The sequence below is a fragment of the Mesorhizobium qingshengii genome (assembly GCF_027563465.1).
Taxonomy (GTDB): domain Bacteria; phylum Pseudomonadota; class Alphaproteobacteria; order Rhizobiales; family Rhizobiaceae; genus Mesorhizobium; species Mesorhizobium qingshengii_A.
The window spans coordinates 232863-257894 of record NZ_JAPFQA010000006.1 but is presented as its reverse complement, the minus strand read 5'-3'; the positions used below and the strand labels follow the sequence as shown (position 1 = coordinate 257894).

At 62.7% G+C, this 25032-nt stretch carries 25 protein-coding genes; 5 read left to right on the top strand and 20 right to left on the bottom strand.

Translation table 11 applies throughout. The annotated features are described in order from the left end of the window. Positions 1-42 precede the first annotated feature (42 nt). The gene (apaG, locus tag OOJ09_RS16450) at positions 43-435 is read left to right on the top strand and encodes a Co2+/Mg2+ efflux protein ApaG (RefSeq protein WP_269906181.1); all 393 of its coding nucleotides are present in this window, start codon (positions 43-45) and stop codon (positions 433-435) included. 216 nt (positions 436-651) lie between these two features. Here the strand turns inward: apaG and OOJ09_RS16445 are convergent, their stop codons facing one another. The 3 genes from OOJ09_RS16445 to OOJ09_RS16435 form a co-directional block, all read right to left on the bottom strand. Next, the gene (locus tag OOJ09_RS16445; protein ID WP_269906180.1) at positions 652-1662 is read right to left on the bottom strand and encodes an Hsp33 family molecular chaperone; all 1011 of its coding nucleotides are present in this window, start codon (positions 1660-1662) and stop codon (positions 652-654) included. Between the two features lie 153 nt (positions 1663-1815). Continuing rightward, positions 1816-2727 carry an ornithine carbamoyltransferase gene (gene argF / locus OOJ09_RS16440; RefSeq protein WP_269906179.1) on the bottom strand — a complete coding sequence of 304 codons (912 nt, stop codon included), beginning with the start codon at positions 2725-2727 and terminating at the stop codon, positions 1816-1818. 14 nt (positions 2728-2741) lie between these two features. Then, on the bottom strand, positions 2742-3941 hold the full coding sequence (locus OOJ09_RS16435) for an aspartate aminotransferase family protein (protein ID WP_269906178.1): 1200 nt from the start codon (positions 3939-3941) through the stop codon (positions 2742-2744). A gap of 357 nt (positions 3942-4298) precedes the next feature. Here OOJ09_RS16435 and OOJ09_RS16430 point away from each other — a divergent pair, with 357 nt between their 5' ends. After that, a complete protein-coding gene (locus OOJ09_RS16430; RefSeq protein ID WP_269906177.1) occupies positions 4299-4817 on the top strand; it encodes a GcrA family cell cycle regulator in 519 nt (172 codons plus the stop codon). 88 nt (positions 4818-4905) lie between these two features. On the opposite strand, the gene OOJ09_RS16425 is transcribed toward OOJ09_RS16430, so the two are convergent. The 3 genes from OOJ09_RS16425 to OOJ09_RS16415 all read right to left on the bottom strand — a co-directional run bounded on the left by OOJ09_RS16425 (position 4906) and on the right by OOJ09_RS16415 (position 8110). Next, positions 4906-5916, bottom strand: coding sequence for a magnesium and cobalt transport protein CorA (locus OOJ09_RS16425; protein WP_091579756.1), 1011 nt, complete (start codon positions 5914-5916; stop codon positions 4906-4908). A gap of 90 nt (positions 5917-6006) precedes the next feature. Next, positions 6007-6732: a phosphate signaling complex protein PhoU gene (gene phoU / locus OOJ09_RS16420; RefSeq protein WP_269906176.1), complete on the bottom strand. Its 726-nt coding sequence runs from the start codon at positions 6730-6732 to the stop codon at positions 6007-6009. 112 nt (positions 6733-6844) lie between these two features. Then, entirely contained in the window at positions 6845-8110 is a 1266-nt protein-coding gene (locus OOJ09_RS16415) for an ATP-binding protein (RefSeq protein ID WP_269906175.1), read from the bottom strand. A 216-nt stretch (positions 8111-8326) separates the two neighbouring features. On the opposite strand from OOJ09_RS16415, the gene ppk2 reads away from it, so the two are divergent. Continuing rightward, the gene (gene ppk2, locus OOJ09_RS16410) at positions 8327-9229 is read left to right on the top strand and encodes a polyphosphate kinase 2 (protein WP_269906174.1); all 903 of its coding nucleotides are present in this window, start codon (positions 8327-8329) and stop codon (positions 9227-9229) included. 107 nt (positions 9230-9336) lie between these two features. Here ppk2 and OOJ09_RS16405 read toward each other — a convergent pair whose 3' ends face one another. The 4 genes from OOJ09_RS16405 to OOJ09_RS16390 all read right to left on the bottom strand — a co-directional run bounded on the left by OOJ09_RS16405 (position 9337) and on the right by OOJ09_RS16390 (position 11767). Next, on the bottom strand, positions 9337-10086 hold the full coding sequence (locus OOJ09_RS16405; RefSeq protein WP_269906173.1) for an enoyl-CoA hydratase-related protein: 750 nt from the start codon (positions 10084-10086) through the stop codon (positions 9337-9339). Between the two features lie 14 nt (positions 10087-10100). Continuing rightward, positions 10101-10739 carry an acyl-homoserine-lactone synthase gene (locus OOJ09_RS16400; protein WP_269906172.1) on the bottom strand — a complete coding sequence of 213 codons (639 nt, stop codon included), beginning with the start codon at positions 10737-10739 and terminating at the stop codon, positions 10101-10103. A 97-nt stretch (positions 10740-10836) separates the two neighbouring features. Then, positions 10837-11568 carry a helix-turn-helix transcriptional regulator gene (locus OOJ09_RS16395; protein WP_269906171.1) on the bottom strand — a complete coding sequence of 244 codons (732 nt, stop codon included), beginning with the start codon at positions 11566-11568 and terminating at the stop codon, positions 10837-10839. Between the two features lie 7 nt (positions 11569-11575). Further along, entirely contained in the window at positions 11576-11767 is a 192-nt protein-coding gene (locus OOJ09_RS16390) for a hypothetical protein (protein WP_269906170.1), read from the bottom strand. Between the two features lie 59 nt (positions 11768-11826). Here OOJ09_RS16390 and OOJ09_RS16385 point away from each other — a divergent pair, with 59 nt between their 5' ends. Then, entirely contained in the window at positions 11827-12678 is an 852-nt protein-coding gene (locus OOJ09_RS16385) for a transporter substrate-binding domain-containing protein (RefSeq protein WP_269906169.1), read from the top strand. 39 nt (positions 12679-12717) lie between these two features. On the opposite strand, the gene OOJ09_RS16380 is transcribed toward OOJ09_RS16385, so the two are convergent. Next, positions 12718-13131, bottom strand: coding sequence for a tellurite resistance TerB family protein (locus tag OOJ09_RS16380; protein ID WP_269906168.1), 414 nt, complete (start codon positions 13129-13131; stop codon positions 12718-12720). 157 nt (positions 13132-13288) lie between these two features. Between OOJ09_RS16380 and OOJ09_RS16375 the strand changes: the two genes are divergently transcribed. Next, the gene (locus OOJ09_RS16375) at positions 13289-14935 is read left to right on the top strand and encodes a lysine--tRNA ligase (RefSeq protein WP_269906167.1); all 1647 of its coding nucleotides are present in this window, start codon (positions 13289-13291) and stop codon (positions 14933-14935) included. Here the strand turns inward: OOJ09_RS16375 and OOJ09_RS16370 are convergent. The 9 genes from OOJ09_RS16370 to OOJ09_RS16330 all read right to left on the bottom strand — a co-directional run bounded on the left by OOJ09_RS16370 (position 14901) and on the right by OOJ09_RS16330 (position 24795). Further along, on the bottom strand, positions 14901-15752 hold the full coding sequence (locus OOJ09_RS16370) for a thermonuclease family protein (protein ID WP_420107516.1): 852 nt from the start codon (positions 15750-15752) through the stop codon (positions 14901-14903). The two genes, OOJ09_RS16375 and OOJ09_RS16370, sit on opposite strands and share 35 nt — an antisense overlap. A gap of 9 nt (positions 15753-15761) precedes the next feature. Further along, positions 15762-16412, bottom strand: coding sequence for a S24 family peptidase (locus OOJ09_RS16365; RefSeq protein WP_269906165.1), 651 nt, complete (start codon positions 16410-16412; stop codon positions 15762-15764). 123 nt (positions 16413-16535) lie between these two features. Beyond that, positions 16536-16841, bottom strand: coding sequence for a hypothetical protein (locus tag OOJ09_RS16360; RefSeq protein WP_269906164.1), 306 nt, complete (start codon positions 16839-16841; stop codon positions 16536-16538). Positions 16842-16940: 99 nt separating this feature from the next. Next, the gene (locus OOJ09_RS16355; protein WP_269906163.1) at positions 16941-17486 is read right to left on the bottom strand and encodes a thioesterase family protein; all 546 of its coding nucleotides are present in this window, start codon (positions 17484-17486) and stop codon (positions 16941-16943) included. 65 nt (positions 17487-17551) lie between these two features. Then, positions 17552-19771 carry a 3-hydroxyacyl-CoA dehydrogenase NAD-binding domain-containing protein gene (locus OOJ09_RS16350; protein ID WP_269906162.1) on the bottom strand — a complete coding sequence of 740 codons (2220 nt, stop codon included), beginning with the start codon at positions 19769-19771 and terminating at the stop codon, positions 17552-17554. A gap of 14 nt (positions 19772-19785) precedes the next feature. Beyond that, on the bottom strand, positions 19786-20994 hold the full coding sequence (locus OOJ09_RS16345) for an acetyl-CoA C-acetyltransferase (protein ID WP_269906161.1): 1209 nt from the start codon (positions 20992-20994) through the stop codon (positions 19786-19788). Between the two features lie 31 nt (positions 20995-21025). Further along, complete coding sequence (locus OOJ09_RS16340; RefSeq protein ID WP_269906160.1) at positions 21026-22198, bottom strand: acyl-CoA dehydrogenase family protein; 1173 nt, start codon at positions 22196-22198, stop codon at positions 21026-21028. A gap of 50 nt (positions 22199-22248) precedes the next feature. Further along, entirely contained in the window at positions 22249-24039 is a 1791-nt protein-coding gene (locus OOJ09_RS16335) for an acyl-CoA dehydrogenase (RefSeq protein WP_269906159.1), read from the bottom strand. Between the two features lie 297 nt (positions 24040-24336). Then, the gene (locus OOJ09_RS16330; RefSeq protein WP_269906275.1) at positions 24337-24795 is read right to left on the bottom strand and encodes a MerR family transcriptional regulator; all 459 of its coding nucleotides are present in this window, start codon (positions 24793-24795) and stop codon (positions 24337-24339) included. Positions 24796-25032: the final 237 nt, after the last annotated feature.

Here is a 25032-nt window from a genome sequence, read left to right as displayed (position 1 = left end):
CGAGGAGCGCCGAAGGTTGCCGGGACTGTTTTGGAGTCGCTTATGTACCGCGCCGTGACGCGCAACATCGAAGTGCAGGTCAGGCCGTTCTATCTGGAGGATCGCTCGGATCCGTCCGAGAACCGCTATGTCTGGGGCTATCAGATAACGATCGACAACCAGTCGGACGAGTTCGTGCAGCTGTTGTCGCGCTATTGGCACATCACCGACGGCACCGGCCGGGTCGAGGAAGTGCGCGGCGCCGGCGTCGTCGGCGACCAGCCCGAACTCAATCCCGGCGACAGCTATCAATACACGTCCGGCTGCCCACTTTCGACACCGTCAGGGATCATGGTCGGGCACTACACGATGCGCAACAAGCGGGGCGAGGCGTTCGACATCGCCATCCCCGCCTTCTCGCTCGACCTGCCGGACACGCGGCGCACGGTGAATTAGGACAGTCGGGCGATTGGCGAAATCCTCCGCGACAGCGTCTTTCTCCCCGTCACGGGGAGAAATGCCCGGCAGGGCAATGAGGGGCGGCGTCAGACTGGTGAGATTGTCTCCCATGCATACAGCAGCGGATGTGCGCGGCCATTCGCCAAAGTTCGCGCTGCCCCTCATCCGCCCTTCGGGCACCTTCTCCCCGTGAATAGGGAGAAGGAAGGCATTTCACTGAGCCGCCGCGAATTCCGCCGGGTCGAAGTCATATTGCTTCGAGCAGAATTCGCAGGCGACGTGGATGCCGCCATCCTCGGTGCTGTCCTTGATCTCCTGCGCGGAGAAGCCCTCGAGGATGCCGCGGATCTTGTCTCGCGAACACGAACACTGATCGGCGACCGGAACACCGCCGAAGACGCGCACGCCATGCTCGTGGAACAGCCTGTAGAGCAGCCGCTCGGCACCGATCGTCGGGTCAATCAGCTCGGTCGGCTCGATGGTGCCGAGCAACGCCAGCAGTTCCTGCCAGGAATTGTCGGCCGGATCGTGGATTTCGTCGCGCGGATCGCCATCGCCACCCGGCAGGTCCGGCACACGCATGCGCTCGGGCGACTGCGGCAGGAACTGCGCCAGGATACCACCGGCGCGCCACTGTTCGCGTGCGCCACCGATGCCGGGCGTCAACAGCTTGGCCACCGAAAGCCTGAGATCGGTCGGAATCTGCTCCGACTGGCGGAAATAGGTACGTGCCGCGTCTTCGAGCGTTTCGCCGTCGAGCTGGACAATGCCCTGATAGCGCTGCGTGTGAGCACCCTGGTCGATGGTCAGCGCCAGCACGCCGCTGCCGAGCAGCGTCTGCTGAGACGTTTCGCCCGCCGCGACCAGCGCCTCAAGCCGGTCGGCATCGAAACGCGCATAGGCCCGCAGTGCCGTAGGCGTGGAAAAATCCGCGACTAGCATATCGACCGGACCATCGGTGCGGGTCTGCAGGATGAATTTGCCCTCGAACTTGAGCGATGTGCCGAGCAGCACCGTCAGCACACAGGTTTCCGCCAGCAGGCGGGCAACCGGCTCGGGATAGTCGTGGCGGCTCAGGATGGCGTCGAGCATCGGCCCGAGCTGAACGGTGCGGCCGCGTACGTCGAGCGGACCGACCTCGAAGGGAACGACGTGATCGTCGCCGGCGTAGCCGAATTCGCCGAGTTTGGGGTGATGTTCAGTCACTTGATGGGTTTCCAACATGACAAAGCTCCAGGGCGCGGCCGTGCCGCCCTCTCGGAAGCATGCCTCGAAACGCGCTTGATTTGCGTGATGCGGCGCAAATAGGCATCACGCCCCCAGAGATCAAGCTTCCAGACACTTCAGGCGCCAAGACGCTTCAAGCACCAAGACACTTCAAGCACCAAGACACCAGGCGAGCACGGCCTTCTGGGCATGGAGCCGGTTCTCGGCCTCGTCGAAGACCACCGAATGCGGCCCGTCGATGACCTCGTCGGTCACTTCCTCGCCGCGATGCGCCGGCAGGCAATGCATGAACAGAGCGTCCGGCTTAGCCTGGGCCATCAGCTTGGCATTGACCTGATAGGGCGAGAACACGTTGTGACCGCGGGCACGGTGCTCCTGGCCCATCGACACCCAGCAATCGGTGACGACGCAGTCGACCTGATCGACGGCTTCCTCGGCCGAGCGGGTGAAATGCAGCTTGCCGCCATGCGCTTGCGACCAGTCGACATGCTTGCGTGCCGGTTCGCTGCCCTCGGGAACGGCGACGTTGAGGTTGAAGCGGAACCGCGCCGAGGCCTCGAGCAGCGAATGCAGCACATTGTTGCCGTCGCCGGTCCAGGCAAACGTCTTGCCGGCAACCGGACCGCGATGCTCCTCGAAGGTCATGATGTCGGCCATCAGCTGGCAGGGATGGGTGTCGTCGGTCAGCCCGTTGATCACCGGCACGGTGGCGTTCTCGGTCAGCTCGAGCAGCCGCTCATGCGAGGTGGTGCGGATCATGATCGCGTCGACATAGCGCGACAGCACCTTGGCGGTGTCGGCGATGGTCTCGGAGCGGCCGAGCTGCATCTCGGTGCCGGTCAGCATGATGGTCTCGCCGCCGAGCTGGCGCATGCCGACGTCGAAGGAGACCCGCGTGCGCGTCGACGGCTTGTCGAAGATCATCGCCAGCACCTTGCCCTCGAGCGGCTTAGTCCGCTCGCCAGCCTTGAGGCGAGCCTTTCGCACCACCGCATCGTCGAGCATGAAGCGCAGGTCGCCTTCGGAAACGGCTGAAAGATCGGTGAAATGACGAGGGCTCATCAGGATCTTTCGAATTACTTCGCGGCAGCGGAGGCGATCGCCTCCGCCAGGCCCTTGGCGGCGGCGCGGATGCGGTTGAGCGCTTCGTGGATTTCGGCGTCGGTGACGGTGAGCGGCGGCAGCAGCCGAATGACATTGTCACCGGCCGGAACCGCCAGCAGGTGCTGATCGCGCAGCGCCATGTTCACCTTGGTGTTGGGCATGGCGCATTTGAGGCCGAGCATCAGCCCAACGCCCCTGATGTCCTCAATGACTTCGGGAAACTCGTCGGCGACCGCCGCCAGCCCCTGCTTCATCAGCAACGCCTTGCGCTGGACCTCTTCGAGGAAGCCGTCTTCCAGCACGACGTCGAGCACGGCGTTGCCGACGGCCATGGCCAGCGGGTTGCCGCCGAAAGTGGTGCCGTGAACGCCCGCGGTCATGCCGACCACTGCTTCATCGGTGGCGAGGCAGGCGCCCATCGGGAAACCGCCGCCAATGCCCTTGGCGATCGCCATGATGTCGGGTGTGACGCCGGACCATTCGTGCGCGAACAGCTTGCCGGTGCGGCCGATGCCGCACTGGACCTCGTCGTAGATCAGCAACAGGCCATGCTGGTCGCAGAGCTGACGCAGCCGCTTCAGCGATTGCGCCGGCACCGGACGGATACCACCCTCGCCCTGCACCGGTTCGATCAGGATCGCGGCGGTTTCCGGCGTAATCGCCTTTTCTGCGGCGTCGATGTCGTCGAAGCCTACCTGGTCGAAGCCTTCGACCTTGGGTCCGAACCCTTCAAGATATTTGTACTGGCCGCCGGCCGCGATGGTTGCCAGCGTGCGGCCATGGAAAGCGCCTTCGAAGGTAATGACGCGGAAGCGCTCGGGATGTCCCTTGACGAAGTGGTAACGCCGCGCCGTCTTGATCGCGCATTCCAGCGCCTCGGCGCCGGAATTGGTGAAGAACACCTTGTCGGCGAAGGTAGCATCGGCCAACCGCTCGCCAAGCCGGCTCTGCGCGGGAATCTCGTAGAGATTGGAGACGTGCCAAAGCTTTGCTGCCTGCTCGGTGAGCGCGGCGACAAGATGCGGATGGCTGTGGCCCAGCGAATTGACGGCGATGCCGCCGGCGAAATCGAGATATCGCTCGCCCTTGTCGGTAACCAGCCAGGTGCCCTCCCCATGGTCGAAAGCCAGGGGTGCGCGAGAAAAGGTCTCGAAAAGCGCCGAACCGCTCATTATATGCGTCTCCGGTACCGGAAAATCAAAAAAGCCGCCAAAGCGGCGGCCTGTGCGGCTTATCGTGTTTTTCGGCCATGAAGTCAACGAAAACGTCGCGCATAGGCCCGCGGCAAGCCTCCTGACGAGACGCCGGCTCATAAGCGACCGGGCAAGTTGGGGAAAACCGAAAAAACCGATTCGTGTTGCACTTGGGACTCTTGTCACCGAGTCAGCGCATAGAGTAGTTGTAGTCGAGAAATAACTAGATTTCGTGCGGCGGACCTAATCACCAGATATATGTGGTGTCTGCCCCAGCAATTTTGCTGGGTCGGGAATGGATTCCGATTGCCGCACGCTTAGCAGGAGCGCGGTCTCATGAACTGGACTGACGAGCGAGTTGAACTTCTCAGGAAACTGTGGTCGGAGGGTCTGAGCGCAAGCCAGATTGCTGCCCAGCTTGGTGGGGTCAGCCGCAATGCGGTCATCGGCAAGGTACATCGGCTGAAGCTGTCGGGCCGCGGACGCGCAACGGCGACGCCGGCACGCCAGAAGAAGACGGCGCAAGGATCGACGGTTCAGAAATCGGTGTCGCGCGCCGCGAGCGCGACGCGCCACGTCACGACATCGATCGGCGCGACGGCCCTGCAGACGCAGTTCGACGCCGAACCGGTGGCCCGCCACTACATCCGCCCGGTCGAAAATGTCGTGCTGCCGATCTCACGGCATCTGCAGCTCGTCGAGCTGACGGAGCGGACCTGCAAATGGCCGAATGGCGATCCGCTTTCGGAAGACTTCCATTTCTGCGGCAACGAGGCCGCCGAAACCGGCCCCTACTGCAAGTACCACGCCCGCGTGGCGTTCCAGCCCGCGTCGGAACGGAGGCGCAGTCGCTGAGCGAATAGCTAACAGATACAGCGTCGTATCACTGGCCGAGCAAGCCTTTCTACGCCACTCGTGACTCCCTATTCGCTGCTCGCTTTATTCACAGCCAGCCATTCTTGCGGAAACGCCAGTACAGGAACGAGCAGATCAAGGCGATCACCGCCAAGACCATGGGATAGCCATATTCCATCTTCAGTTCCGGCATGTCGCTGAAATTCATGCCGTATATGCCGGCGAATGCCGTCGGCACCGCCAGAATGGCGGCCCACGAAGCGAGCTTCTTGGAGATTGCCGTTTCCTGGCTCTGGCCAACCAGCAGGCTCGCCTCGAAAGCGAATGCCAGCACTTCGCGCAGACTGTCGATCTTTTCCTGCACGGTGCGGATGTGATCGGTCACGTCGCGGAACAACGGGTGCATGGCCGTATGGATCTGCGGCAGGTCGGCACTGGTCAGCCGGCGACAGACTTCGACCAGCGGCAGCGCCGCATTGCGCAAGCGCAAGAGGTCGCGGCGCAGCATATAAAGCCGCTCGATGTCGCGGCCGGTCATCGGCTTCAGCAGGACCTTGTCCTCGATCGCCTCGACCTCGTCCTCGATCTGCTCGAGCACGGGCATGTAGTTGTCGACGATGAAATCGAGAATGGCATAGAGGACGAAATCCTCGCCCTTGGCGAGTGAATGCGGGCAGCTTTCCCAGTGCTGGCGTACCGCGGCATAGGATGTCGAGGGGCCGTGCCTGACGCTGACGATGTAGCCGCTGCCGACGAAAAGATGCGTCTCGCCGAAGGTGACGCGGCCGTCGATGAGCTGGGCGGTGCGGGCAACGATGAACAGCGCATCGCCATATTGCTCGATCTTCGGCCGCTGGTGCGGGTGCTCGGCATCTTCGATTGCCAGCTCATGCAGATGGAATTGCGCCTTGACGCGCAGCAGCAGGTTGCGGTCGGGCTCGAGCAGGCCAATCCAGACGACATGACCGGACTTTTTTGCCCATTCGCCGGCCTCCTCGATTGGAATGTCGGCAATGCGACGGCCGGCCGTGTAGACGCTGGAGGCGACAATGCCGGAGGTTGGCGGCGGCGCCGGCGTCAGGTTCCGAACATTTTCCATCACGACCTCCTGAAGGGCGGACCTAGGTCCATGGCCAGGAAAGTTCGCGGAGCTTAACGCAATTCTCGAAAGCCTTCGAGTGGCGGCCGTTCACTTCACCGGTAGCGTGCCGGAAAGGCCTATCTTGTCCGTCTTGTCGCCCTTCGGCCGTTCGGCCGGCATCTGGTCGCCGGTGACGATGTAGTAGATGGTCTCGGCGATGTTGGTGGCGTGATCGCCGATACGCTCGATATTCTTGGCGCAAAACAGCAGATGCGTGCAAGGCGTGATGTTGCGCGGATCTTCCATCATGTAGGTCAGCAATTCGCGAAACAGCGATGTGTACATGGCGTCGATCTGGTCGTCGCGGTCGCGCACGAAGCCGATCTTGTCCACCGAGCGCGACGCGTAGACGTCGAGCACTTCCTTGAGCTGGGTCAGCGCCAGATTGGCCAAAGCCTCGAGGCCGCGGAACAGGCTGGTCGGCTGGCGTCCATCAATAACGGCGACCACCCGCTTGGCAACGTTCTTGCCGAGATCCCCGACCCGTTCGAGGTCGGCGGAGATGCGGATGGCGCCGATGATCTCGCGTAGATCAGTCGCCATCGGCTGCCGCTTGGCGATGATGATGATCGCCTTGTCGTCGATCTCGCGCTGGCCTTCGTCCAGCACGGCGTCATCGCGGATGACCTTCTGGGCCAGCCCCGGATCGGCATTGACCAGTGCGGCGATCGCCTGCTCGACCATGCGCTCGGCATGGCCACCCATCGCGGCGATGCGCTTTGACAGGTACTTCAGCTCCTCGTCATAGGCGCTGATGATGTGCACGGACTGCATGGACCAAATGCCTTCCCAAGGGGGGTTGACTTGAGTCGTTCCTCGAATCCCCACCGATACGCTAGCCGGATGACAGAAAAAAGAAACGGTCTTCTGGAAAACTAGGGCGGTATCAGTGCGTCGGCAAATGAACCGAGAATGCCGCTCCCTTACCGACTTCGGACTTGATCGAGAGCCGGGCGTTGTGGCGCGTCAGGATATGCTTGACGATCGACAGGCCAAGGCCGGTGCCTTTCTGGGTCCGGCTGCTCTCGACATCGACGCGATAGAAGCGCTCGGTGATGCGCGGAATGTGTTCCTCGGGAATGCCGGGGCCGAAATCCCTGATGGTCACGTCGATGCCCGGTTCGGAATCGGCATCGCCGCGCGCGATCGACACCACGACGCGCCCGCCCGACTGCCCGTATTTGCAGGCGTTTTCCAGCAGATTCTCAAAAACCTGGAAAAGCTCGTCGCGATCCCCCGGCACATCGAGCGGCCCGTCGGCGAAATCCCGCTCGATGACAACGCTGTTTTCCCTGGCCAGCGGACCGAGTGAATCGATGACGCTGTCGACGGTCTGGCGCAGGTCGACCTCGGTTCCCGGCTTCAGATAGGGCTTCATCTCGAGCCGCGACAGCGACAACAGGTCGTCGATCAGACGCGCCATGCGGCCGGTCTGGCTCTGCATGATCTGCAGGAACTGATCGCGTGCCGCCGGGTCGTTGCGCGCCGGGCCGCGCAGTGTTTCGATGAAGCCGGCGATCGAGGCGAGCGGCGTGCGCAGCTCGTGGCTGGCATTGGCGATGAAGTCGGCGCGCATGCGGTCGATCCTGCGCGTTTCGCTCTGGTCCTTGAACACCAGCACATAGAGATCGGTGCCGTGGCCGACCGAGGACGCGCTCACCCGGTAAGCCCGTTCGACCGGCAGCTTCTCGGTGTAGTCGACGACATCCGAGGCGACATCGCCCGACAGCACACTGTCCAGCAGAGCCTGCATTTCCGGCGCCCGGAATTTCAGCGACAGCGACATGCCCGGCGCGATCCCCCCGAAAGCGGCGAAGGCGGCGGCATTGGCATGGACGATGGTGGCGGTACGGTCGAAAATGATCAGCGGATCGGCGACGGCCGCCGCCAGATACTCGCCGGAGAGCCGCTGCAACCCGATCGCCTCGATGGCAGCGCCGTTCTCGCCGGACTGGCGCGTGGCACCGGCCGGCAACAGCGCCGCCGCTGGCAGCATGGCCAGTGCCAGCAGCAGCACGTAGGCGGAGATACCGGCAAGGGTATAGACCGCGAGAACCGCAACGAGGCTCGCCGCGAGCAGCCAGCGGCTGTTCCACAGCCGCGTGGCAATGGCTTGCACCATGCCCCTGTCATCCGCGCCCCGGTCAGCCATACGCGCGCCCCGCATTCTTGCGCTTCGCCGGCCGGTCCCCTGGCAACTTCGCGCTGGACCGGCTTCGCGCATGACCCCGAAAATCGGGATCGATTTTCGGAAAGGATCATGCGCAAATTAAAAAGTGCTACAGCGTCCTTTGCGCGTCCAAACGGACGCGCGGCGCTGTAGAGGCTCCCAATAGCATGAGTCCGGAAGCTGGAAAGGTTCGTCTCCATGAAAAAAGCCAAGGAAAACTCCGCCGCTCCGACATCGGGACCGCAGAAGATCAGGATCGACGGCAAGGAGCGGGAGTTTGATATCGAGAATCCGACCCTTCCAAGCTGGGTTGAGGAGCGCAAGCTGACCGCCGGCGGCTATCCCTACGACAAGAAGATGAACAGCGACGAGTATGACGCGATGCTCGAGCAACTGCAGATCGAGCTGGTCAAGGCGCAGGCGTGGCTGCAATCGACCGGCAAACGGGTGATGGCGCTGTTCGAGGGCCGTGACGCCGCCGGCAAGGGCGGCACGATCTTCGTCCTGCACCAGTACATGAACCCTCGAACCGCACGCAACGTGGCTCTGACCAAGCCGACCGAACCGGAGCGCGGTCAGTGGTATTTCCAGCGCTATGTCGAGCACTTCCCGACATCCGGCGAATTCGTCACCTTCGACCGCTCCTGGTACAACCGCGCCGGCGTCGAGCCGGTGATGGGTTTCTGCACGCCGCAGCAGCACGAGCAGTTTCTCGACGAAACGCCCCATTTCGAGCGGATGATCTGCAACGAAGGCATCCACTTCTTCAAGTTCTGGCTGAATATCGGCCAGGAAACGCAGCTCGAGCGCTTCCATGATCGCCGCTACAGCCCGCTGAAGAGCTGGAAGTTCTCGCCCATCGACATAGCCGGCATCACCAAGTGGGACGACTATACCAAAGCGCGCGACACCATGTTCAAGCGCACCCACAAACAGTTCGCGCCCTGGATCATCGTGCGGGCCAATGACAAGCGGCGCGCGCGGCTGGCGGTCATGCGGCGCATCCTTTTGTCGCTGCCCTATGATGGCCGCGATCTCGGCATCCTCGGCAAGGAGGACAAGAAGATCATCGGCGAAGGGCCGTCATTTTTGAAAGAATAGGACGGCCCGCAGGCCGTGGCCTGTGAAACCAGGACAGACGCTTCTTCGCGCCGCGCAGCCAGGAGGCCGCGCGGCGCGCCATCATCGAGGCCTTTCGGCAGAGCCGTTCAGGCGGCCAGCCGGGCAATCCGCTGCAAGCGCCGCAGCGTGGTGTCATCCTGCAGAGCCTGCTGGAAAAGCGAAATCTCCTGATCGATGCGCTCGCACAGCTCGCCGGTGTTGCCCTTGAGCAGGCCGCGCGTCTGCAGCAAGGCGGCGACCGGCTTCTTGACAAGCTGTCTCGCCCGGCCGAGAGCCGCTTCCTCGACGCTGCCGCCCGGCACGATCTCGGCGACGAGGCCGAGCGCCCTAGCGTCCTCGGCGCGAAGCGTGTCGCCGAGGCAGAAGAAGCGGAAAGCACCGGCATAGCCGAGCTTCTGCGGAGCCAGGATGCTGGTCGCCGCATCCGGGACCAGGCCGAAATCGACGAACGGCACCCTAAAAGTGCTTTGGCTCGACGCAATCACCATGTCGCAATGGAACAGGATGGTGCAGCCGACGCCGACGGCATCGCCATCCACGCAGGCAAGGATGGGTTTGGGAAACGTCGCCAACGTGCGAAACAGATCGGTGACGGCGGCGATCAGCTTCTGGTGCTTGGTGGCGTCGAGGAATTCGGAGAAGTCGCCGCCGAGACAGAAGCAGCCTGCCAGGCCGCGCAGCACGACGACGCGAACCTCCTCATTGTCGGCAGCTTCATGGAAAGTCTTGGCCAGGCTTTCATAAGCTCTTCTGTCCAGCACCGGTCGGCCGTCATTCGACGATACGGTAACGACCAGCGTGTGGTTGCGGAGTTCGGGTTGTGGATGTGTGTTCATGACTGTCTCCGATCTCACGACGCACGCCTTTGTCCGAGCATGTCGGGGTATCCCCTGGCCAGAACGGGGGCGAAATGATTGCGGCGCGAACGCACCACATCGAGCGTGTGCTCGTTGAAGGAAAGCAAGGTTGCAACGACCTGCTGGTTGCCATAGGTGCGCTGATAGCCAAGCGGTGTCGCCAGGAAATGCAGTTGCAATGCGCGCAGGACCCACATCGGCTCGAACTCGATGATCATCTGGTGGACATTGCGCTTCAGCCCCCACTCGACGAAGCCGGCAATCAGCTCGGTGCCGACAGTCGACACGCCGCGACGGCCGTCCCGATAACCGGGAGCAACCGCGTAGCGGGTCAATTCGTAGATGTTCGGACCGGAGGGTGGCGTTCCCTCGAAGAGGTCGGTCAGCACCTCGGTCAGGAGATGCCCGCGCGTCGTCGGCAACAGCCTCTGGTAGCCTGCGACTTCGTCGCCCCTGATGACGATCTGGTGGACGGCCTCGTCATGATCGAACTGGTCGCGCTCGAGTCCGTCGGGGCGCCTGAGATCATCCCATCCCATCTCCTCGACAAATATCTTGTAGCGTAGCCGATGGACGGCCTCCCAAAGGTCAGGACGTTCCATCAATTCTTGGGTTGTAAGGGAATAAAGCATTCTGCCGTCTCCTGGGTTCAGAGGAAGATACGGCCGTGCTTCGACGAGAAAATTGCGTGATCACGTAGGCAAGAATTTCTAGGCCGGCACGGCCGACCTAACTAATGTAGCCGCGCCTTATCGCCTCCGCGACGGCCTGCACCCGGTTGACGGCACCGAGTTTACCTTTGGCGTTAAGAAGGTGTTTCTCCGAGGTATGTTCGGAGATGCCAAGGATTTGCGAAATCTCCCATTCGGACTTGCCGACGGCGGCCCATTGCAGGCATTCGCGCTCGCGCGGCGTCAGTTCGATATGGTCGATGGTCTTGTTTGCCATGGTGTGGAGCTGCATGGCGCGGCCAACCGCGTAGGTCGACACCAGCGACACCTGGCCGAACTCCGCCGCCGACAACTCCACAGCCTCGCCGCCCAGCGACACCATGACGATCTGGCCGTCGAGCGTGATCAGCGGGAAGGCCAGCCCGTCGCGCAACTTGAACACGCCGGCATCGCCCATCACTTCGCCGCTGCTCTTGTCGATGCTGATGCCCTGCGAGGCCTCGCGCCACTGGAACGGCGCCTGCAACTGTTTCATATGGCTGACGACCGGGTCGTGATCGACATAGTTGCGCGCGACATAGCGCTCCAGCCATTCAACGGGCCAGTCGCAGAGAAGCACGTGCTGTTTCTGCAGGCCGGCCGGCGTGCCTGGCTGCGGGACGGTTCCCGCCATCAGCGCGGTGAGACCGAAATCCGACGTTATGCCCAGAAGCTTTTCGCAGACCGCGGCCGCCGTTCCGGCGTGCTGCAGCTGATCTATGAATTCCAGCGTGCGATCGAACTGACTCATCGCAACATCAATCCCATGTTGCCTCATGCATTTCGATCAATGGTCCGTGCCTGAATTGCACTTCGCCACTAACCATGAATTGCAAAGCACTCGCTCCCGGTTGTGGTTCTCGACCCTGATCCTCCACCAAGGCAACCACCGCTGTTTGCAAACTCGCTAAATCATATCCCGAAATCGACAGGTTGAAATCAAAAACCATTGTACCTGTACCATTTTCGTACCAAAACCCTGCGAGCACGACCGTGGCGGAGTTTTATCGTGGCGTTCCAGTGGAGGTCCTTCGTTCTTGCGTCGATGCTGGTCGCGGCGCTGTTGGCCGCCAATGGCGGGCGCGCCGCGGAGCCGCAGGTTCCGGTGCTGTGGGATACCAAGGAGCGATTGCCCAAGCCGGACCTTTCGGCTCTGCCGCGACTGAGATTCCTGACGACCACGGACTTCCCGCCCTTCAATTTCCTCGATGGCGCGGGAAAACTGTCCGGGTTTCACATCGATCTGGCGCGCGCCATATGCGCCGAGCTCAGCATCGTCGAGAAATGCCAGATCCAGGCATTGCCTTGGGTCGAGCTGGAAGGCGCGCTGCAGAAAGGCGAAGGCGAGGCAATCATCGCCGGCATAGCCGCAACGCCGCAATCGCGCTCGACATACGCCTTCTCGCGCTCTTACCTGCAGTTTCCGGCGCGCTTCGTCATGGCGAAGGGTACGGCGCTGACCGATCCGGTCTTCGACAAATTGCGCGGCAAGCGTGTCGGCGTGATCGCCGGCTCGGCGCATGAGCGCATGCTGCGCGACTATTTCAACACCGTTCAGGTCGTTCCCTTCGACAGACCGGAAGACCTCTACAACGATCTCAAGACTGGCAAGATCGACGCCGCCTTCGGCGACGGCATGCGCCTGGCCTTCTGGCTGGGCGGCTCGGATGCAGCGGGATGCTGCCGCTTTGCCGGCGGTCCCTACCTGGCGCCCGAATATCTGGGCTCGGGCATGGCCATCGCCACCAAGGCGGACAATCCGGCGCTGGCCGCCGCGCTCGACTACGCACTGCAGGAAATTTCGATGAAAGGGACGTTTGCGGAATTCTACCTGCGCTATTTCCCGGTCAGCTTTTACTGATCCGGCCCGGTCGGCTTTTTCTAGGGAACCCGGAGGCGATCAGGTCAAGGTGCGCAGCCTCGCCTTGGCCGCGCGCGCGATTGCCGCGACGGTCAGCGTGTCGAGATCGAGCTGGCGGCGGATCAGCTGCAGCACCCGCACCTCTTCCAGCCGCATTTCGAGATCGACGGCGGCCACTTCGAAGGCGGCGGCATAGGCGGTGTCGCGCAAGCGCTCCGGCAGGGCCTCGGCGACGTGCGCCAGAACGCCTTCCAGCCCATCCTTTTCATGCAGCATCTTCTGGCAGGCCTGGGCGACTGAAACCAGCCGGTCTTGATTGAAATCCTCGAACACCGGCCAGGAGCGGACGACGTCGCCGATCCGCGCCAGTTCGACATCGGTCATGTCGCGATCGGACGCCGAGGTGATGACCATCAGGTAGATCAGGGCTTCGTGCGGCGTCGGCAGAGGCATTTCTTACTCCTTGAACAGGCCCCGAAGGTAGGAGCGCGGTACCCGTGCCGCAAGGAAAAAGCGCCGCACTCGTTGACGCTCCGGCCACGCGCGCCTAGAGACCGATTGAAAAAAACCAGCCTCGGCGATGCCGGCGAATGATTTGGAAGACTGTACCATGGCGGGATCAAACATCATCGATCTCAATCCCGAGCTGCTCTCGGCCGCGGCCGAGAGCAAGGCATGGCCGTTCGAGGAAGCCAAAAAGATCATCGAGCGCTACAAAGGCGCCGACTTTCCAGAAACAATCCTGTTCGAGACCGGCTACGGACCGTCCGGCCTGCCGCATATCGGCACGTTCGGCGAAGTGGCGCGCACGTCGATGGTGCGCCATGCCTTTCGCGTCCTGACGCAGGACAAGGTCGCGACCAAGCTGCTCTGCTTTTCCGACGACATGGACGGCATGCGCAAGATACCCGACAGCGTGCCGGATCGCTCGGCACTGGAGCCGCACCTGCACAAGCCGCTGTCATCGGTTCCCAATCCCTTCGGCGGCGACTATGCGAGCTTTGCCGATCACAACAACGCGATGCTTTGCCGCTTCCTGGACACGTTTGGCTTCGACTACGAGTTCGCCAGCGCGACGCGATATTACAAGTCAGGCCGTTTCGATGCGATGCTGCTGCGCGCCGCCGAACGCTATGACCAGATCATGGCGGTGATGCTGCCGACGCTCGGCTCCGAGCGGCAGGCGACCTACAGCCCGTTCCTGCCGATTTCGCCGAAGAGCGGCCGCGTGCTTTACGTTCCCATGAAGCATGTCGACGCCAAGGCCGGCACCATCACCTTCGACGACGAGGGCACCGAGACGACGCTTTCGATCACCGGCGGCAGAGTGAAGCTGCAGTGGAAGCCTGATTTCGGCATGCGCTGGGCGGCGCTTGGCGTCGATTTCGAAATGTTCGGCAAGGACCACCAGACCAACGCGGTGGTCTATGACCGCATCTGCAACATTCTGGGCGGGCGGGCGCCGGAACATTTCGTCTATGAACTGTTCCTCGACGAGAACGGCCAGAAGATCTCGAAATCCAAGGGCAACGGCCTGACCATCGACGAGTGGCTGACCTATGCGCCGACCGAGAGCCTCGGGCTCTACATGTACCAGCGGCCGCGGCAGGCCAAGAAGCTGTATTTCGACGTCATCCCGAGAGCGGTGGACGAATACTATGCATTCCTCGCCGCGTATCCCCGGCAGGATTGGAAGGAGCGGCTGGGCAACCCGGTCTGGCATATGCATGATGGCAATCCGCCGGCCATAGACATGCCGGTGCCGTTCTCGCTGTTGCTCAATCTGGTCAGCGCCTCCAACGCGCAAAACAAGGATGTGCTGTGGGGCTTCATCTCGCGCCATACGCAGGGCGTGACGCCGCAGACGCATCCCGAGCTCGACCAGCTGGTCGGCCATGCGATCCGCTATTTCGACGACTTCGTGAAGCCGACGAAAACCTTCCGCCCAGCCGACGACGTCGAGCGCGCTGCGCTGGAAGACCTCGACAAGGCGCTTGGCGCCCTGCCGGCGGGCGCCAATGGCGAAGCGATCCAGAATGCTTCGCTCAACGTCGCGCGCAAGATCGAGCGCTATCAGGACCATTCCAAGCAAAGCCCGGAGGGCGGCCCTGGCGTTTCGGGTGCCTTCTTCCAGATGATCTATCAGGTGCTGATCGGCCAGGAACGCGGCCCGCGCTTCGGATCGTTCGCCGCGCTCTACGGCATTGCCGAAACGCGAGCGCTCATTGAGCGGGCGCTGGCTGGTCAGCTGGCTTGAGAACGCCGTCGACCTCTTCCAGGATCGAACTCGGCGCCTGAGGCGCCGGGCTCGGTGCGGCCGGCATCGACGGCATACCGGAAAGGTTCGGCGCCGATCCGAAAATGCCTTTCCTTTCGGTGCGTGCCTTTTCGCCGGCCTCGACATAGGGCCCGCCCCTGGTGGCGCGCGCCCAGCCGTTCTCGACCAGCCATTGACCGACATCCTGCTTGCCGATCCGGCATTCGGCGGCGATCAGGTCACGGCCACCCTCGGGCGGCACGGTACATGCCACCGCGCGGCCGCGCAGGAAGGCGCGGAACGCCGACCGCGCCCGGACGCCGCACGGCCAGGATTTGCCCTCATCGCCACAGGTCTCATCCTGCCTGACGACGTCGATGCCAGAAACCGCGACCGAATAACCCTTCGCTTCGATAAGGCCGGCGGCCGGCGCGACCGGCTGGAACAGTTTCGTCCCGTTCCAGTCGTCGGGCATTTTCGGCTTCGGCGGCACGGCCAGCGCCAGCTTGCTCAGCGGCGCGCGCGGCTCGACCCGTTCAAGCCCCTCGGGCGGAAGCTCCGGCGGCGCGATGACGTCGGGATCGATCGCCCTCGAATGCGGTGCCGGCTTTGGCGGCTGCGGGGCGGGTATGGCGGAAGTGGCTGGTTCTTCGGGCACCGTGTCGGCGCCCTGCTGCGGGATCGTGTCGGCGCTCGGATCGACCTGATCCACCGTCACGACGCTGTCGCTTCGCTTCAGCGTGCGACCGCCGGCGACGACCAGGGCCGCCATAACCGGGACCATCAGAACCGCCAAGGCAAGATGAGGGAGCCGCAACGGCATGGCCTACTGGCTTGCCCAGACAATCCGCGCCACCCATTCGACATCGCGCATGGGAATGTCGCGGTCGGGATGATCGGGATTGAGCGAGACCAGCGCGATCGACTTGACGGTCTGGCGGTCCAGCACCTTGGCCATCACCTCGCCGGCTGTTGTCTTGACGACGACGCGATCGCCCTTGCGGGTGATGGCGCCCGGCTCGACGATGAGGACATCGCCATTGCGGTAGAGCGGAAGCATGGAATCGCCCTGCACCTGCAACGCGTAGGAGCTATCGGTGGATTGCGCCGGCAACTCGACCAGATCCCAGCCCTGCCCGACCGGAAAGCCGGCATCGTCGAAGAAGCCACCGGCACCGGCCTGGGCAAAGCCGAGCAATGGCACGGAGCGCTTGCGCGCGACCGATGCGCCATGGGAGGATTCGGCCCGGCCTTCGATCAGCCCGGTGAATTCGTCGAGCGAAGCGCCGGTCGCCTCGATGATCTTGGCCAGCGATTCGGTCGAGGGCCAACGCGGCCGGCCATCCGACGACAGACGTTTCGACTTGTTGAAGGCGGTCGAATCGAGGCCCGCGCGCCTTGCCAGACCCGAGGCCGAAAGCGAATAGCGCTCGGCAAGAGCATCGATGGCAGCCCAGACGCGGTCATGCGAGAGCAATCTCGCTCTCCTTCAGGACAGGAAAAAATACCTTTCCTTTCTACCGCGCAGACATCTCAATGTCCACCGGGGCGGCCGGCGGATCGCGAACAAAGCCAAGGCCCTTCCGGGCCGGGCGTGAGCCTATGCGGCCATGCCTGCCATCGCCTTGGGCAGCCCTTTCTTGAGCTCTTCGGCATTCATCACGGGGACGAAGTCGACAGCGGCGTTGAAGGCGAAGAAGAACCGCTCGCCGAGGTAAGGCATGTCGGAATTCTCTTTCATGTCCACGAACAGATAGGCCGTTCGCTGACCCTTCTCGGCGGTGAAATAGGCCGCCTCCGGCTTCAGTTCCGACAGCGCGTGCTCAATGAACTTCCCCATGCTGCCGTCCTTGATCGCCTTGTTGCCCTCAACGGTCGGAACAGAAACTTTCAGCATCATGCGCATGACGATTTCTCCCTCCGCCAACGTTTTGTTAGCGATGTCTAATTTAACACTCGCGCTTCGCCTGGAAAAGCCGATAGGAGCCCGCTCCCGAAAGCTTGATCAGCCGGATGACTTGGCCAGCCCGCGCAGCCCCTGGTGGGAGATCATGAACGCCCGCTCGGTTTCTGTAAGCGGGCGGGGCCGAACGGCACGGCCAAGTGCTGCGACGACCTCGTCAATGCCGAGAAAGCGGCCAGCCGCGCGATCGTAGACGCCGGCCGTCGTCATGATCAATGCGGCCGTTTCGCCATTGTCGAGGACGAAGCGGTGTTTGCCGATAACCTGGGTGCCTTCCCAGGTCTCGATCGAAGACACAACCTCAAAACGCCGCCACAGCCTGATCTCGCGTGCGTAGACCGACTGCAGCCCGCCCATCATCGGCGCCCAGCCATTCTTCCTCGCCAGCCTGATGAGGCCGGCGCGCATAAACAGGTCGATGCGGCCGAGGTCGGCCAGCATCATGTAGCGCGCATTGTTGAGATGGATGTTGAAATCGATGTCGGTCGGCAGGCAGCGAAAGGCCAGCCGGCTCTCGCCGCCCATCACATAGGGGCCACGGCTTCGTGCCGTGGCCATCATGCGCGCCATGCGCGCCCAGACATACATTACAGCGCCGCGCGTCCTCTTGGACGCGCAAAGGACGCTGCAAGACCCTTGATCTTACCCATGCGTCAGGCCGCCTGCTTCACGTCGCCCTTGGCGTAGGGATCGAAGCGCTGGTAGAAGGTCTCACCCTTTTCGGCCATGTCGAGCAGCAGCTTGGGCGCCTTGAACTCGGCGCCGTATTTCTTCTGCAGGCCCTTGGCGATCTTGACGAACGCCTTGGCGCCAATGCCGTCGATATAGGACAGCGCGCCGCCGGTGTAGGGCGCGAAGCCGAAGGCCAGGATCGAGCCGACATCGGCCTCGCGCGGATCGGTGACGATGCCCTCTTCCATCACCCGCGCTGCCTCCAGCGCGATGGTGACGAGCAGCCGCTGCTGCAGTCCCTCATAGTCGACCTTCTCCGGCGCCAGCTGCGGATAGAGGTCCTTGAGGCCTGGCCACAGCTTCTTCTTGGCCGGCTTGGCGGGGTAGTCGTAGAAACCCTTGCCGTTCTTGCGGCCGAAGCGGCCGTGCGTGTCGACCATGGTGTTGATCAGCGCCATCTGCTTCGGGTCGACGGCCTTGTCGCCGAGGTCCCTGATGGTCTGCTTCATGATCTTCTGGGCAAGGTCGATGGCCGTCTCGTCGGTCAGCGCCAAGGGCCCGACCGGCATGCCGGCGGCCTTCGCCGCATTCTCGATCATCGGGGCAGGCACGCCTTCGATCAGCATCTTGTAGGCTTCCGACATATAGCGCAGCACGCAGCGGTTGACGTAGAAGCCGCGCGTGTCGTTGACGACGATCGGCGTCTTCTTGATGGCGCGCACGAAGTCGATTGCCGTGGCAAGTGCCTTGTCGCCGGTCTTCTTGCCCAGAATGATCTCGACCAGCATCATCTTGTCGACCGGCGAGAAGAAGTGGATGCCGATGAAGTTCTTCGGCCGCGCCGAATTCTTCGCCAGACCGGTGATCGGAATGGTCGAGGTGTTGGAGGCGAAGATCGCCGACGATTTCAGCACGGCTTCCGCCTTTTCGGTAGCGCTTTTCTTGACGGCCGAATCCTCGAACACCGCCTCGACCACCAGGTCGCAACCGGCGAGGTCGGCATAGTCGGCCGTCGGCGTGATCAGCGACAGAAGCCTGTCCTTCTCCTCGGGCTTGGCGCGGCCCTTCTTCACCTGATCCGAGACCAGGCTGTCGGAATGTGCCTTGCCCCTGGCGGCGGACTCCATGTCGCGATCGAGCAGCACCACCGGGATGCCGGCCTTGGCCGTGACATAGGCGATGCCGGCGCCCATGAAGCCGGCGCCAAGGACGCCGATCTTCTTGAACCTGGTTTCCGGCACGCCGGCCGGACGGCGCGCGCCCTTGTTCAGTTCCTGCAGCGAGACGAACAGCGAGCGGATCATCGCCGCCGCTTCCCTGGTCTGCATGATCTCGGTGAAATAGCGCTGCTCGATGCGCAGACCGGTGTCGAACGGCACCAGCAGGCCTTCATAGACGCATTTGAGGATCGCGGCGGCGGCCGGATAATTGCCATGGGTCTCGCGGCGCAGGATGGCGATGGCTGGTGGCCACAGATTGGCGCCCGCCGCCGAATAGATCGGGCCGCCGGGCAACTTGAAGCCCTTCTCATCCCACGGCGCCACAGGCTTCAAGCCGTTCTTGATCATCGCCTTGGCCGCTTCGACCAGCCTGGCCGGCTCGGCGATCTCATGGATCAGGCCCATCGACTTGGCCTTCTGCGGCGACAGCGTCTGGCCGGAGGTAAGCATCTGCAGCGCCTGCTGCTGATCGGTCAGCCGCGGCACGCGCTGAGTGCCGCCGGCGCCCGGGAAGATGCCGATCTTCACTTCGGGAAGCGCCATTCTGACCTTGTCCGAGTCGGCCGCGACACGGCCGTGGCACGCAAGCGACAATTCGAAGGCGCCACCCATGCAGGTGCCGTTGATCGCCGAAACCCACGGCTTTCCGCAAGTCTCCAGCTTGCGGAACAGGCCCGTCATAGTGCCGGCATTGTCGAACAGCGCCTTGGTCGCCTTTTCGACATCCTTGGCCTTTTCAGCGGCGAAGGTCGTCAGCATCTTCTGCAGCAAGGTGATGTCGGCACCGCCGGAGAACGTATCCTTGCCGGAGGTGATCACCGCGCCCTTGATGGCCGCATCGCCAGCCACCTTGTCGACGATGGCGTTCAGCTCCCGCATCGCCTCTTCTGTAAAGACGTTCATCGAGCGGCCCGGCATGTCCCAGGTGACCAGCGCAATGCCGTCGGCGTCGATATCGAGGGTGAAATTGGTGTAGCTCATCGTTTCTCTCCCCGTCAGACGCGTTCGATGATCGTGGCGGTGCCCATGCCGGCGCCGATGCACAGCGTCACCAGCGCGGTGTTCAGGTCCCGGCGTTCGAGCTCGTCCAGCACCGTGCCCAGGATCATCGCACCAGTGGCGCCGAGCGGATGGCCCATGGCGATGGCGCCGCCATTGACGTTGATCTTGCCGTGCTCGATATCAAAGGCCTGCATGTAGCGCAGCACCACCGAGGCAAAGGCCTCGTTGAGTTCGAACAGATCGATGTCGGACAGCTTCATCTTGGCGCGCTTCAACAGTTTCTCGGTGACGTCGACCGGACCGGTCAGCATCAGCACCGGTTCGGAACCGATGTTGGCGAAGGTACGGATGCGGGCCCGCGGCTTCAGGCCCATGGCCTTGCCGGCCCGCTTCGAGCCGAGCAGCACGGCGGCGGCGCCATCGACGATGCCGGACGAGTTGCCGGCGTGGTGGACGTGGTTGACCTCTTCAACCTCGGGGTGCTTCTGCACTGCAACGGCATCGAAGCCGCCCATTTCGCCAGGCATGACGAAGGACGGGTTGAGTGCGGCCAGCGACTGCATGTCGGTCGAGGGCCGCATGTGCTCGTCATGGTCGAGGATGGTCAGGCCGTTCTGGTCCTTGATCGGGATGACGGACTTCTTGAAACGGCCATCGGCCCAGGATTTGGCGGCGCGCTTCTGGCTCTCGACCGCATAGGCGTCGACGTCGTCGCGGGAGAAGCCGTATTTGGTGGCGATCAGGTCGGCCGAGATGCCTTGCGGCACGAACCAGCCGGGCAAGCCGACCGAGGGATCCATGAACCAGGCACCGCCGGAGGCGCCCATGCCGACGCGCGACATCGATTCGACGCCGCCGGCAATGACGATCTCGTCGGCGCCCTGGGCGATCTTGGCGGCGCCGAAATTGATTGCGTCGAGACCGGAAGCACAAAAGCGCGAGATCTGCATGCCTGGCGCCTTGGTGTCGTAACCGGCCTCGAAGGCGGCGGCGCGCGGTATGACCGAGCCCGCCTCGCCGACCGGATCGACGCAGCCGAAGATGATGTCGTCGACGTTGCCGGTGTCGAGTCCATTGCGATCGCGCAACGCCTCGAGCGTCTTGGCGGCAAGCCGCACCGCCGGCACCTCGTGCAACGATCCGTCCTTCCTGCCCTTGCCGCGCGGCGTGCGCACGGCATCATAGACATAAGCGTCAGTCATTTTCTTGCTCCTTGGGTTTATCGGACGCAGCTCAGAGCGAGCGTCCGATCAGCAATTTCATGATCTCGTTGGTGCCGCCGTAGATGCGCTGGACGCGAGCGTCGCGGAACATGCGGGCGATCGGATATTCATTCATGTAGCCATAGCCGCCATGCAATTGAAGGCATTCGTCGACGACCTTTCCCTGCAGGTCGCTGAGCCAGTACTTGGCCATCGAGGCCGTCACCGGATCGAGACCGCCGGCGATGTGGCGGGTGACGCAGTCATTGTAGAAGACACGGCCGATGGTCGCTTCGGTCTTGAGTTCGGCCAGCTTGAACTGGGTGTTCTGGAAATCGATGATCGCCTTGCCGAAGGCCTTGCGGTCCTTGACGTAGTCGATGGTCAGCGCCAGCGCCCGCTCGATCATGGCGATGGCACCGGTGCCGATCTGCAGCCGCTCCTGCGGCAATTGCTGCATCAGTTGGACGAAGCCTTGTCCCTCTTCGTGGCCGAGGAGGTTGGAGGTCGGCACACGCACATCATTGAAGAACAGCTCCGATGTGTCGTTGGCCTTCAGCCCGATCTTGTCGAGGTTGCGGCCGCGCTCGAAGCCTTCCACCTGATCGGTCTCGACGACGATCAGCGAGGTGCCCTTGGCGCCCTTCTCCGGATCGGTCTTGGTGACGACGATGATGAAGTTGGCCAACTGGCCGTTGGTGATGAAGGTCTTGGAGCCGTTGATCTTGTACTGGTTGCCATCCTTCTGCGCCCGCGTCTTGACGCCCTGCAGGTCGGAACCGGCGCCGGGCTCGGTCATGGCGATGGCGCCGATCAGTTCGCCGGTGGCCAGCTTCGGCAGCCACTTCTTCTTCTGCTCTTCCGAACCATAATGAAGAACGTAGGGCGCAACGATCGAGTTGTGCAGGCCGATGCCGAAACCATCGACACCGACATGGCCGATGGCCTCGATGATGGCGCTCTCATGGGCGAAGGTGCCACCCGAGCCGCCATATTCCTCCGGCATCGAAGCGCAGAGCAGACCGGCCGCACCGGCCTTCAACCAGCTCTCGCGGTCGACCATCTCGTTCTTCTCGAATTCGTCGTAACGCGGCGCGATCTCTTCCGACATGAAGCGATGCGCCATGTCGTAGAGCATACCGACTTCATCCGCTGCCCAGGCGGGCTTCGGCAACGAGAGCACTTCGGCGGGATTTGTCGCCACGATTTCCTCCGCGTATCGACAGACAGGGCCGGCCGCGCCGGCGGTCGAGCTTAGAACGCTTCCGCCGGCAGAGCCATCAACGTATCGGCGCCGCTCGAAATGCGGGCGAGGTGCGCCGAGGTCTCCGGCATGATCCGCTCCATGAAGAAGCGGGCCGTCACGACCTTGTTGTCGTAGAAGGACTGGGAACCGTTGACGCCCGTCTTGCCAAGGGCCGCCTTGGCCATCTGCGCCCACATGTAACCCAGCGCGACAAGGCCGAAGAGATGCATGTAGTCGGTCGAGGCGGCACCTGCATTGTCGGGCCTGGCCATGCCGTTCTGCACCAGCCACATGGTCGCCGCCTGCAGGTCGTTGAGACCCTTCTTCAGTGCCTTGGTGAAGGACGCCATCTTCTCGTCGGAGCGGTTTTCCTCGCAGAACTCACCGACCTCCTTGAAGAAGGCCTGCACGGCGCGACCGCCATTCAAACCAAGCTTGCGGCCGACAAGGTCGAGCGCCTGGATGCCGTTGGCGCCTTCATAGATCATGGCGATGCGGGCATCGCGCACGAACTGGCTCATGCCATGCTCTTCGATGTAACCGTGACCGCCGAACACCTGCTGCGCCATCACGGCGTGGTCGAAACCCTTGTCGGTGAGCACGCCCTTGACCACCGGCGTCATCAGGCCGGTGTAGTCGTCGGCGGCCTGGCGATCCTTGTCGTCGCCGGAGCGATGGGCGATGTCGGACTTGATGGCGGTCCACAGCGCCAGCGCGCGGCCGGCCTCGTTGAAGGCCTTCATGGTCATCAGGCTGCGGCGGATGTCGGGATGGACGATGATCGGGTCGGCCTTCTTGTCCGGCGCCTTGGCCCCCGACAGCGATCGACCCTGCAAACGGTCCTTGGCGTAGGCGACAGCATTCTGGTAGGCGATCTCCGACAGCGACAACCCCTGCAGACCGACACCGAGCCGCGCCTCGTTCATCATCGTGAACATCGCCTTGAGGCCGCCATTGGCCTCGCCGAGCAGCGTGCCTTCGGCCTCGTCATAGTTCATGACGCAAGTCGAATTGCCGTGGATGCCCATCTTCTCCTCGATCGAGCCGCATGAGACGGTGTTCCTCTTGCCCGGATTGCCCGATGCGTCGAGCTTGAGCTTCGGCACGATGAACAGCGAAATGCCCTTGACGCCTTCAGGCGCGCCCTCGATGCGGGCCAGCACCAGATGGACGATGTTGTCGGACATGTCGTGCTCGCCGGCCGAGATGAAGATCTTCTGGCCTGAAATCTTGTAGGTGCCGTCGCCGTTCGGCACCGCCTTGGTGCGCAGCAGGCCGAGATCGGTGCCGCAATGCGGCTCGGTCAGGTTCATGGTGCCGGTCCAGGCACCCTCGACCATCCTCGGCAACCATTTGGCCTTCTGCTCGTCGGTGCCGTGAGTGATGATCGCCGCGATCGCGCCCTGTGTCAGGCCCGGATACATCATCAGCGACATGTTGGCCGAGACCAAGTATTCGGAAACCGCCGTATGCACGGCATAGGGCAGGCCCTGGCCACCGAACTCGACAGGTGCCGCCAGCCCCATCCAGCCACCTTCGCGATACTGGTCGAAGGCCTCCTTGAAGCCTTTCGGCGTCGTCACCGAACCATCGTCGTGACGGACGCAGCCTTCCATGTCGCCGACACGGTTGAGCGGATGCATGACGTTCTCGGCGAGCTTGGCGCCTTCGGCGAGGATCGCCTCCAGCACATCGGGCGTGGCGTCGGAAAATCCGGGAAGGTTCGAATAGCGCTGATAGCCCAGCACCTCGTTGAGCACGAACAGCGTGTCCTGGACCGGAGCCCTGTATGTCGGCATGCTTTTTCTCCACCCTGCAAACCTGATCCGAAAGCCCCCGAAATCAAGCCAGGGCGGCATGCGGACCTGTGTTGGGGCCGGGATAGCAAAAATTGACGTTTGCGTAAACGTCAATTTTTTCGATGCGACAAGATTTCCCGCCCCTGAGCGCAAGGAGCCTAGCGGCGCGGCATCGCGCAAGCCAGCGCGAAACAACCAGAAGGGCTACATGGCGGGCGCAGACAGCGAAAAGCCGCGCGGCGGAGCCACGCGGCTTTGATGGTCAGGAGTCCGACGGCGTCGGAATCAGCAGATGGCCTAGCTTGCCGCGCTCGCCTGTGGCACCGAACGCTCGGCCAGCATCTGGCGTACTGCCGACATCGAGCCGCTCAGCTCGTTGATGGCGTCGTCGATCAGCGCCCGCTGCTTCTGCAGGCGTGAAAGCTGCTTTTCCGACTTGTCCAGCGCAAGCCGCAGTTGCTTGGTGTTGGAACCGGTCGGATCGTAGAGGTCCATCATCTGCTTGACGTCGCGCAGCGAGAACCCGACCTTGCGCCCAAGCAGGATCAGCTTCAGCCGCGCCCTGTCGCGACGCGTGTAGAGACGGGTCGAACCGTCGCGCTGCGGGTTGAGCAGGCCCTTGTCTTCGTAGAAACGCAGCGTGCGCAGCGTTACTCCATATTTCTTCGCCATCTCGCCGATGCGGACAAGGTCCTCGCCGGCTTCAACAGACATATTGGTATTGGCCGCGGTCTCGCCGGCCGAGATAAGCTTCATGGTCACTGGCTTTCCCCGTCTGGTGGCGTCGCGGTCCTGGACCGTGCGTCGCCTGACTGGAAGCGGGGGCGTGCTTCCAGTCGTGGTTTCAACAAACAAATCGCAAACAGCACGCTCAATGCGCCTTTTACGTTTACGTCAATTCTATACCGATAGCCGCCTCATGACGCAAGGGCGTTCTGCGAGCGGAGCTTTATGCCGCACCGTCAGGCCCGAAGCCAACATGATTGCAACTTC

Bases quoted from the DNA above. Each gene is read 5' to 3' on its own strand.
- OOJ09_RS16335 (WP_269906159.1), bottom strand. From the start codon at position 24,039: ATGCCGACATACAGGGCTCCGGTCCAGGACACGCTGTTCGTGCTCAAC.
- apaG (WP_269906181.1), top strand. From the start codon at position 43: ATGTACCGCGCCGTGACGCGCAACATCGAAGTGCAGGTCAGGCCGTTC.
- OOJ09_RS16430 (WP_269906177.1), top strand. From the start codon at position 4,299: ATGAACTGGACTGACGAGCGAGTTGAACTTCTCAGGAAACTGTGGTCG.
- OOJ09_RS16445 (WP_269906180.1), bottom strand. From the start codon at position 1,662: ATGTTGGAAACCCATCAAGTGACTGAACATCACCCCAAACTCGGCGAA.
- OOJ09_RS16390 (WP_269906170.1), bottom strand. From the start codon at position 11,767: ATGGTTTTTGATTTCAACCTGTCGATTTCGGGATATGATTTAGCGAGT.
- argF (WP_269906179.1), bottom strand. From the start codon at position 2,727: ATGAGCCCTCGTCATTTCACCGATCTTTCAGCCGTTTCCGAAGGCGAC.
- OOJ09_RS16425 (WP_091579756.1), bottom strand. From the start codon at position 5,916: ATGGAAAATGTTCGGAACCTGACGCCGGCGCCGCCGCCAACCTCCGGC.
- OOJ09_RS16435 (WP_269906178.1), bottom strand. From the start codon at position 3,941: ATGAGCGGTTCGGCGCTTTTCGAGACCTTTTCTCGCGCACCCCTGGCT.
- OOJ09_RS16380 (WP_269906168.1), bottom strand. From the start codon at position 13,131: ATGCCTCTGCCGACGCCGCACGAAGCCCTGATCTACCTGATGGTCATC.
- OOJ09_RS16405 (WP_269906173.1), bottom strand. From the start codon at position 10,086: ATGAACACACATCCACAACCCGAACTCCGCAACCACACGCTGGTCGTT.
- OOJ09_RS16330 (WP_269906275.1), bottom strand. From the start codon at position 24,795: ATGAAGCTTATCTCGGCCGGCGAGACCGCGGCCAATACCAATATGTCT.
- OOJ09_RS16395 (WP_269906171.1), bottom strand. From the start codon at position 11,568: ATGAGTCAGTTCGATCGCACGCTGGAATTCATAGATCAGCTGCAGCAC.
- ppk2 (WP_269906174.1), top strand. From the start codon at position 8,327: ATGAAAAAAGCCAAGGAAAACTCCGCCGCTCCGACATCGGGACCGCAG.
- OOJ09_RS16360 (WP_269906164.1), bottom strand. From the start codon at position 16,841: ATGCGCATGATGCTGAAAGTTTCTGTTCCGACCGTTGAGGGCAACAAG.
- OOJ09_RS16415 (WP_269906175.1), bottom strand. From the start codon at position 8,110: ATGGCTGACCGGGGCGCGGATGACAGGGGCATGGTGCAAGCCATTGCC.
- OOJ09_RS16355 (WP_269906163.1), bottom strand. From the start codon at position 17,486: ATGTATGTCTGGGCGCGCATGGCGCGCATGATGGCCACGGCACGAAGC.
- OOJ09_RS16350 (WP_269906162.1), bottom strand. From the start codon at position 19,771: ATGAGCTACACCAATTTCACCCTCGATATCGACGCCGACGGCATTGCG.
- OOJ09_RS16345 (WP_269906161.1), bottom strand. From the start codon at position 20,994: ATGACTGACGCTTATGTCTATGATGCCGTGCGCACGCCGCGCGGCAAG.
- phoU (WP_269906176.1), bottom strand. From the start codon at position 6,732: ATGCAGTCCGTGCACATCATCAGCGCCTATGACGAGGAGCTGAAGTAC.
- OOJ09_RS16375 (WP_269906167.1), top strand. From the start codon at position 13,289: ATGGCGGGATCAAACATCATCGATCTCAATCCCGAGCTGCTCTCGGCC.
- OOJ09_RS16400 (WP_269906172.1), bottom strand. From the start codon at position 10,739: ATGCTTTATTCCCTTACAACCCAAGAATTGATGGAACGTCCTGACCTT.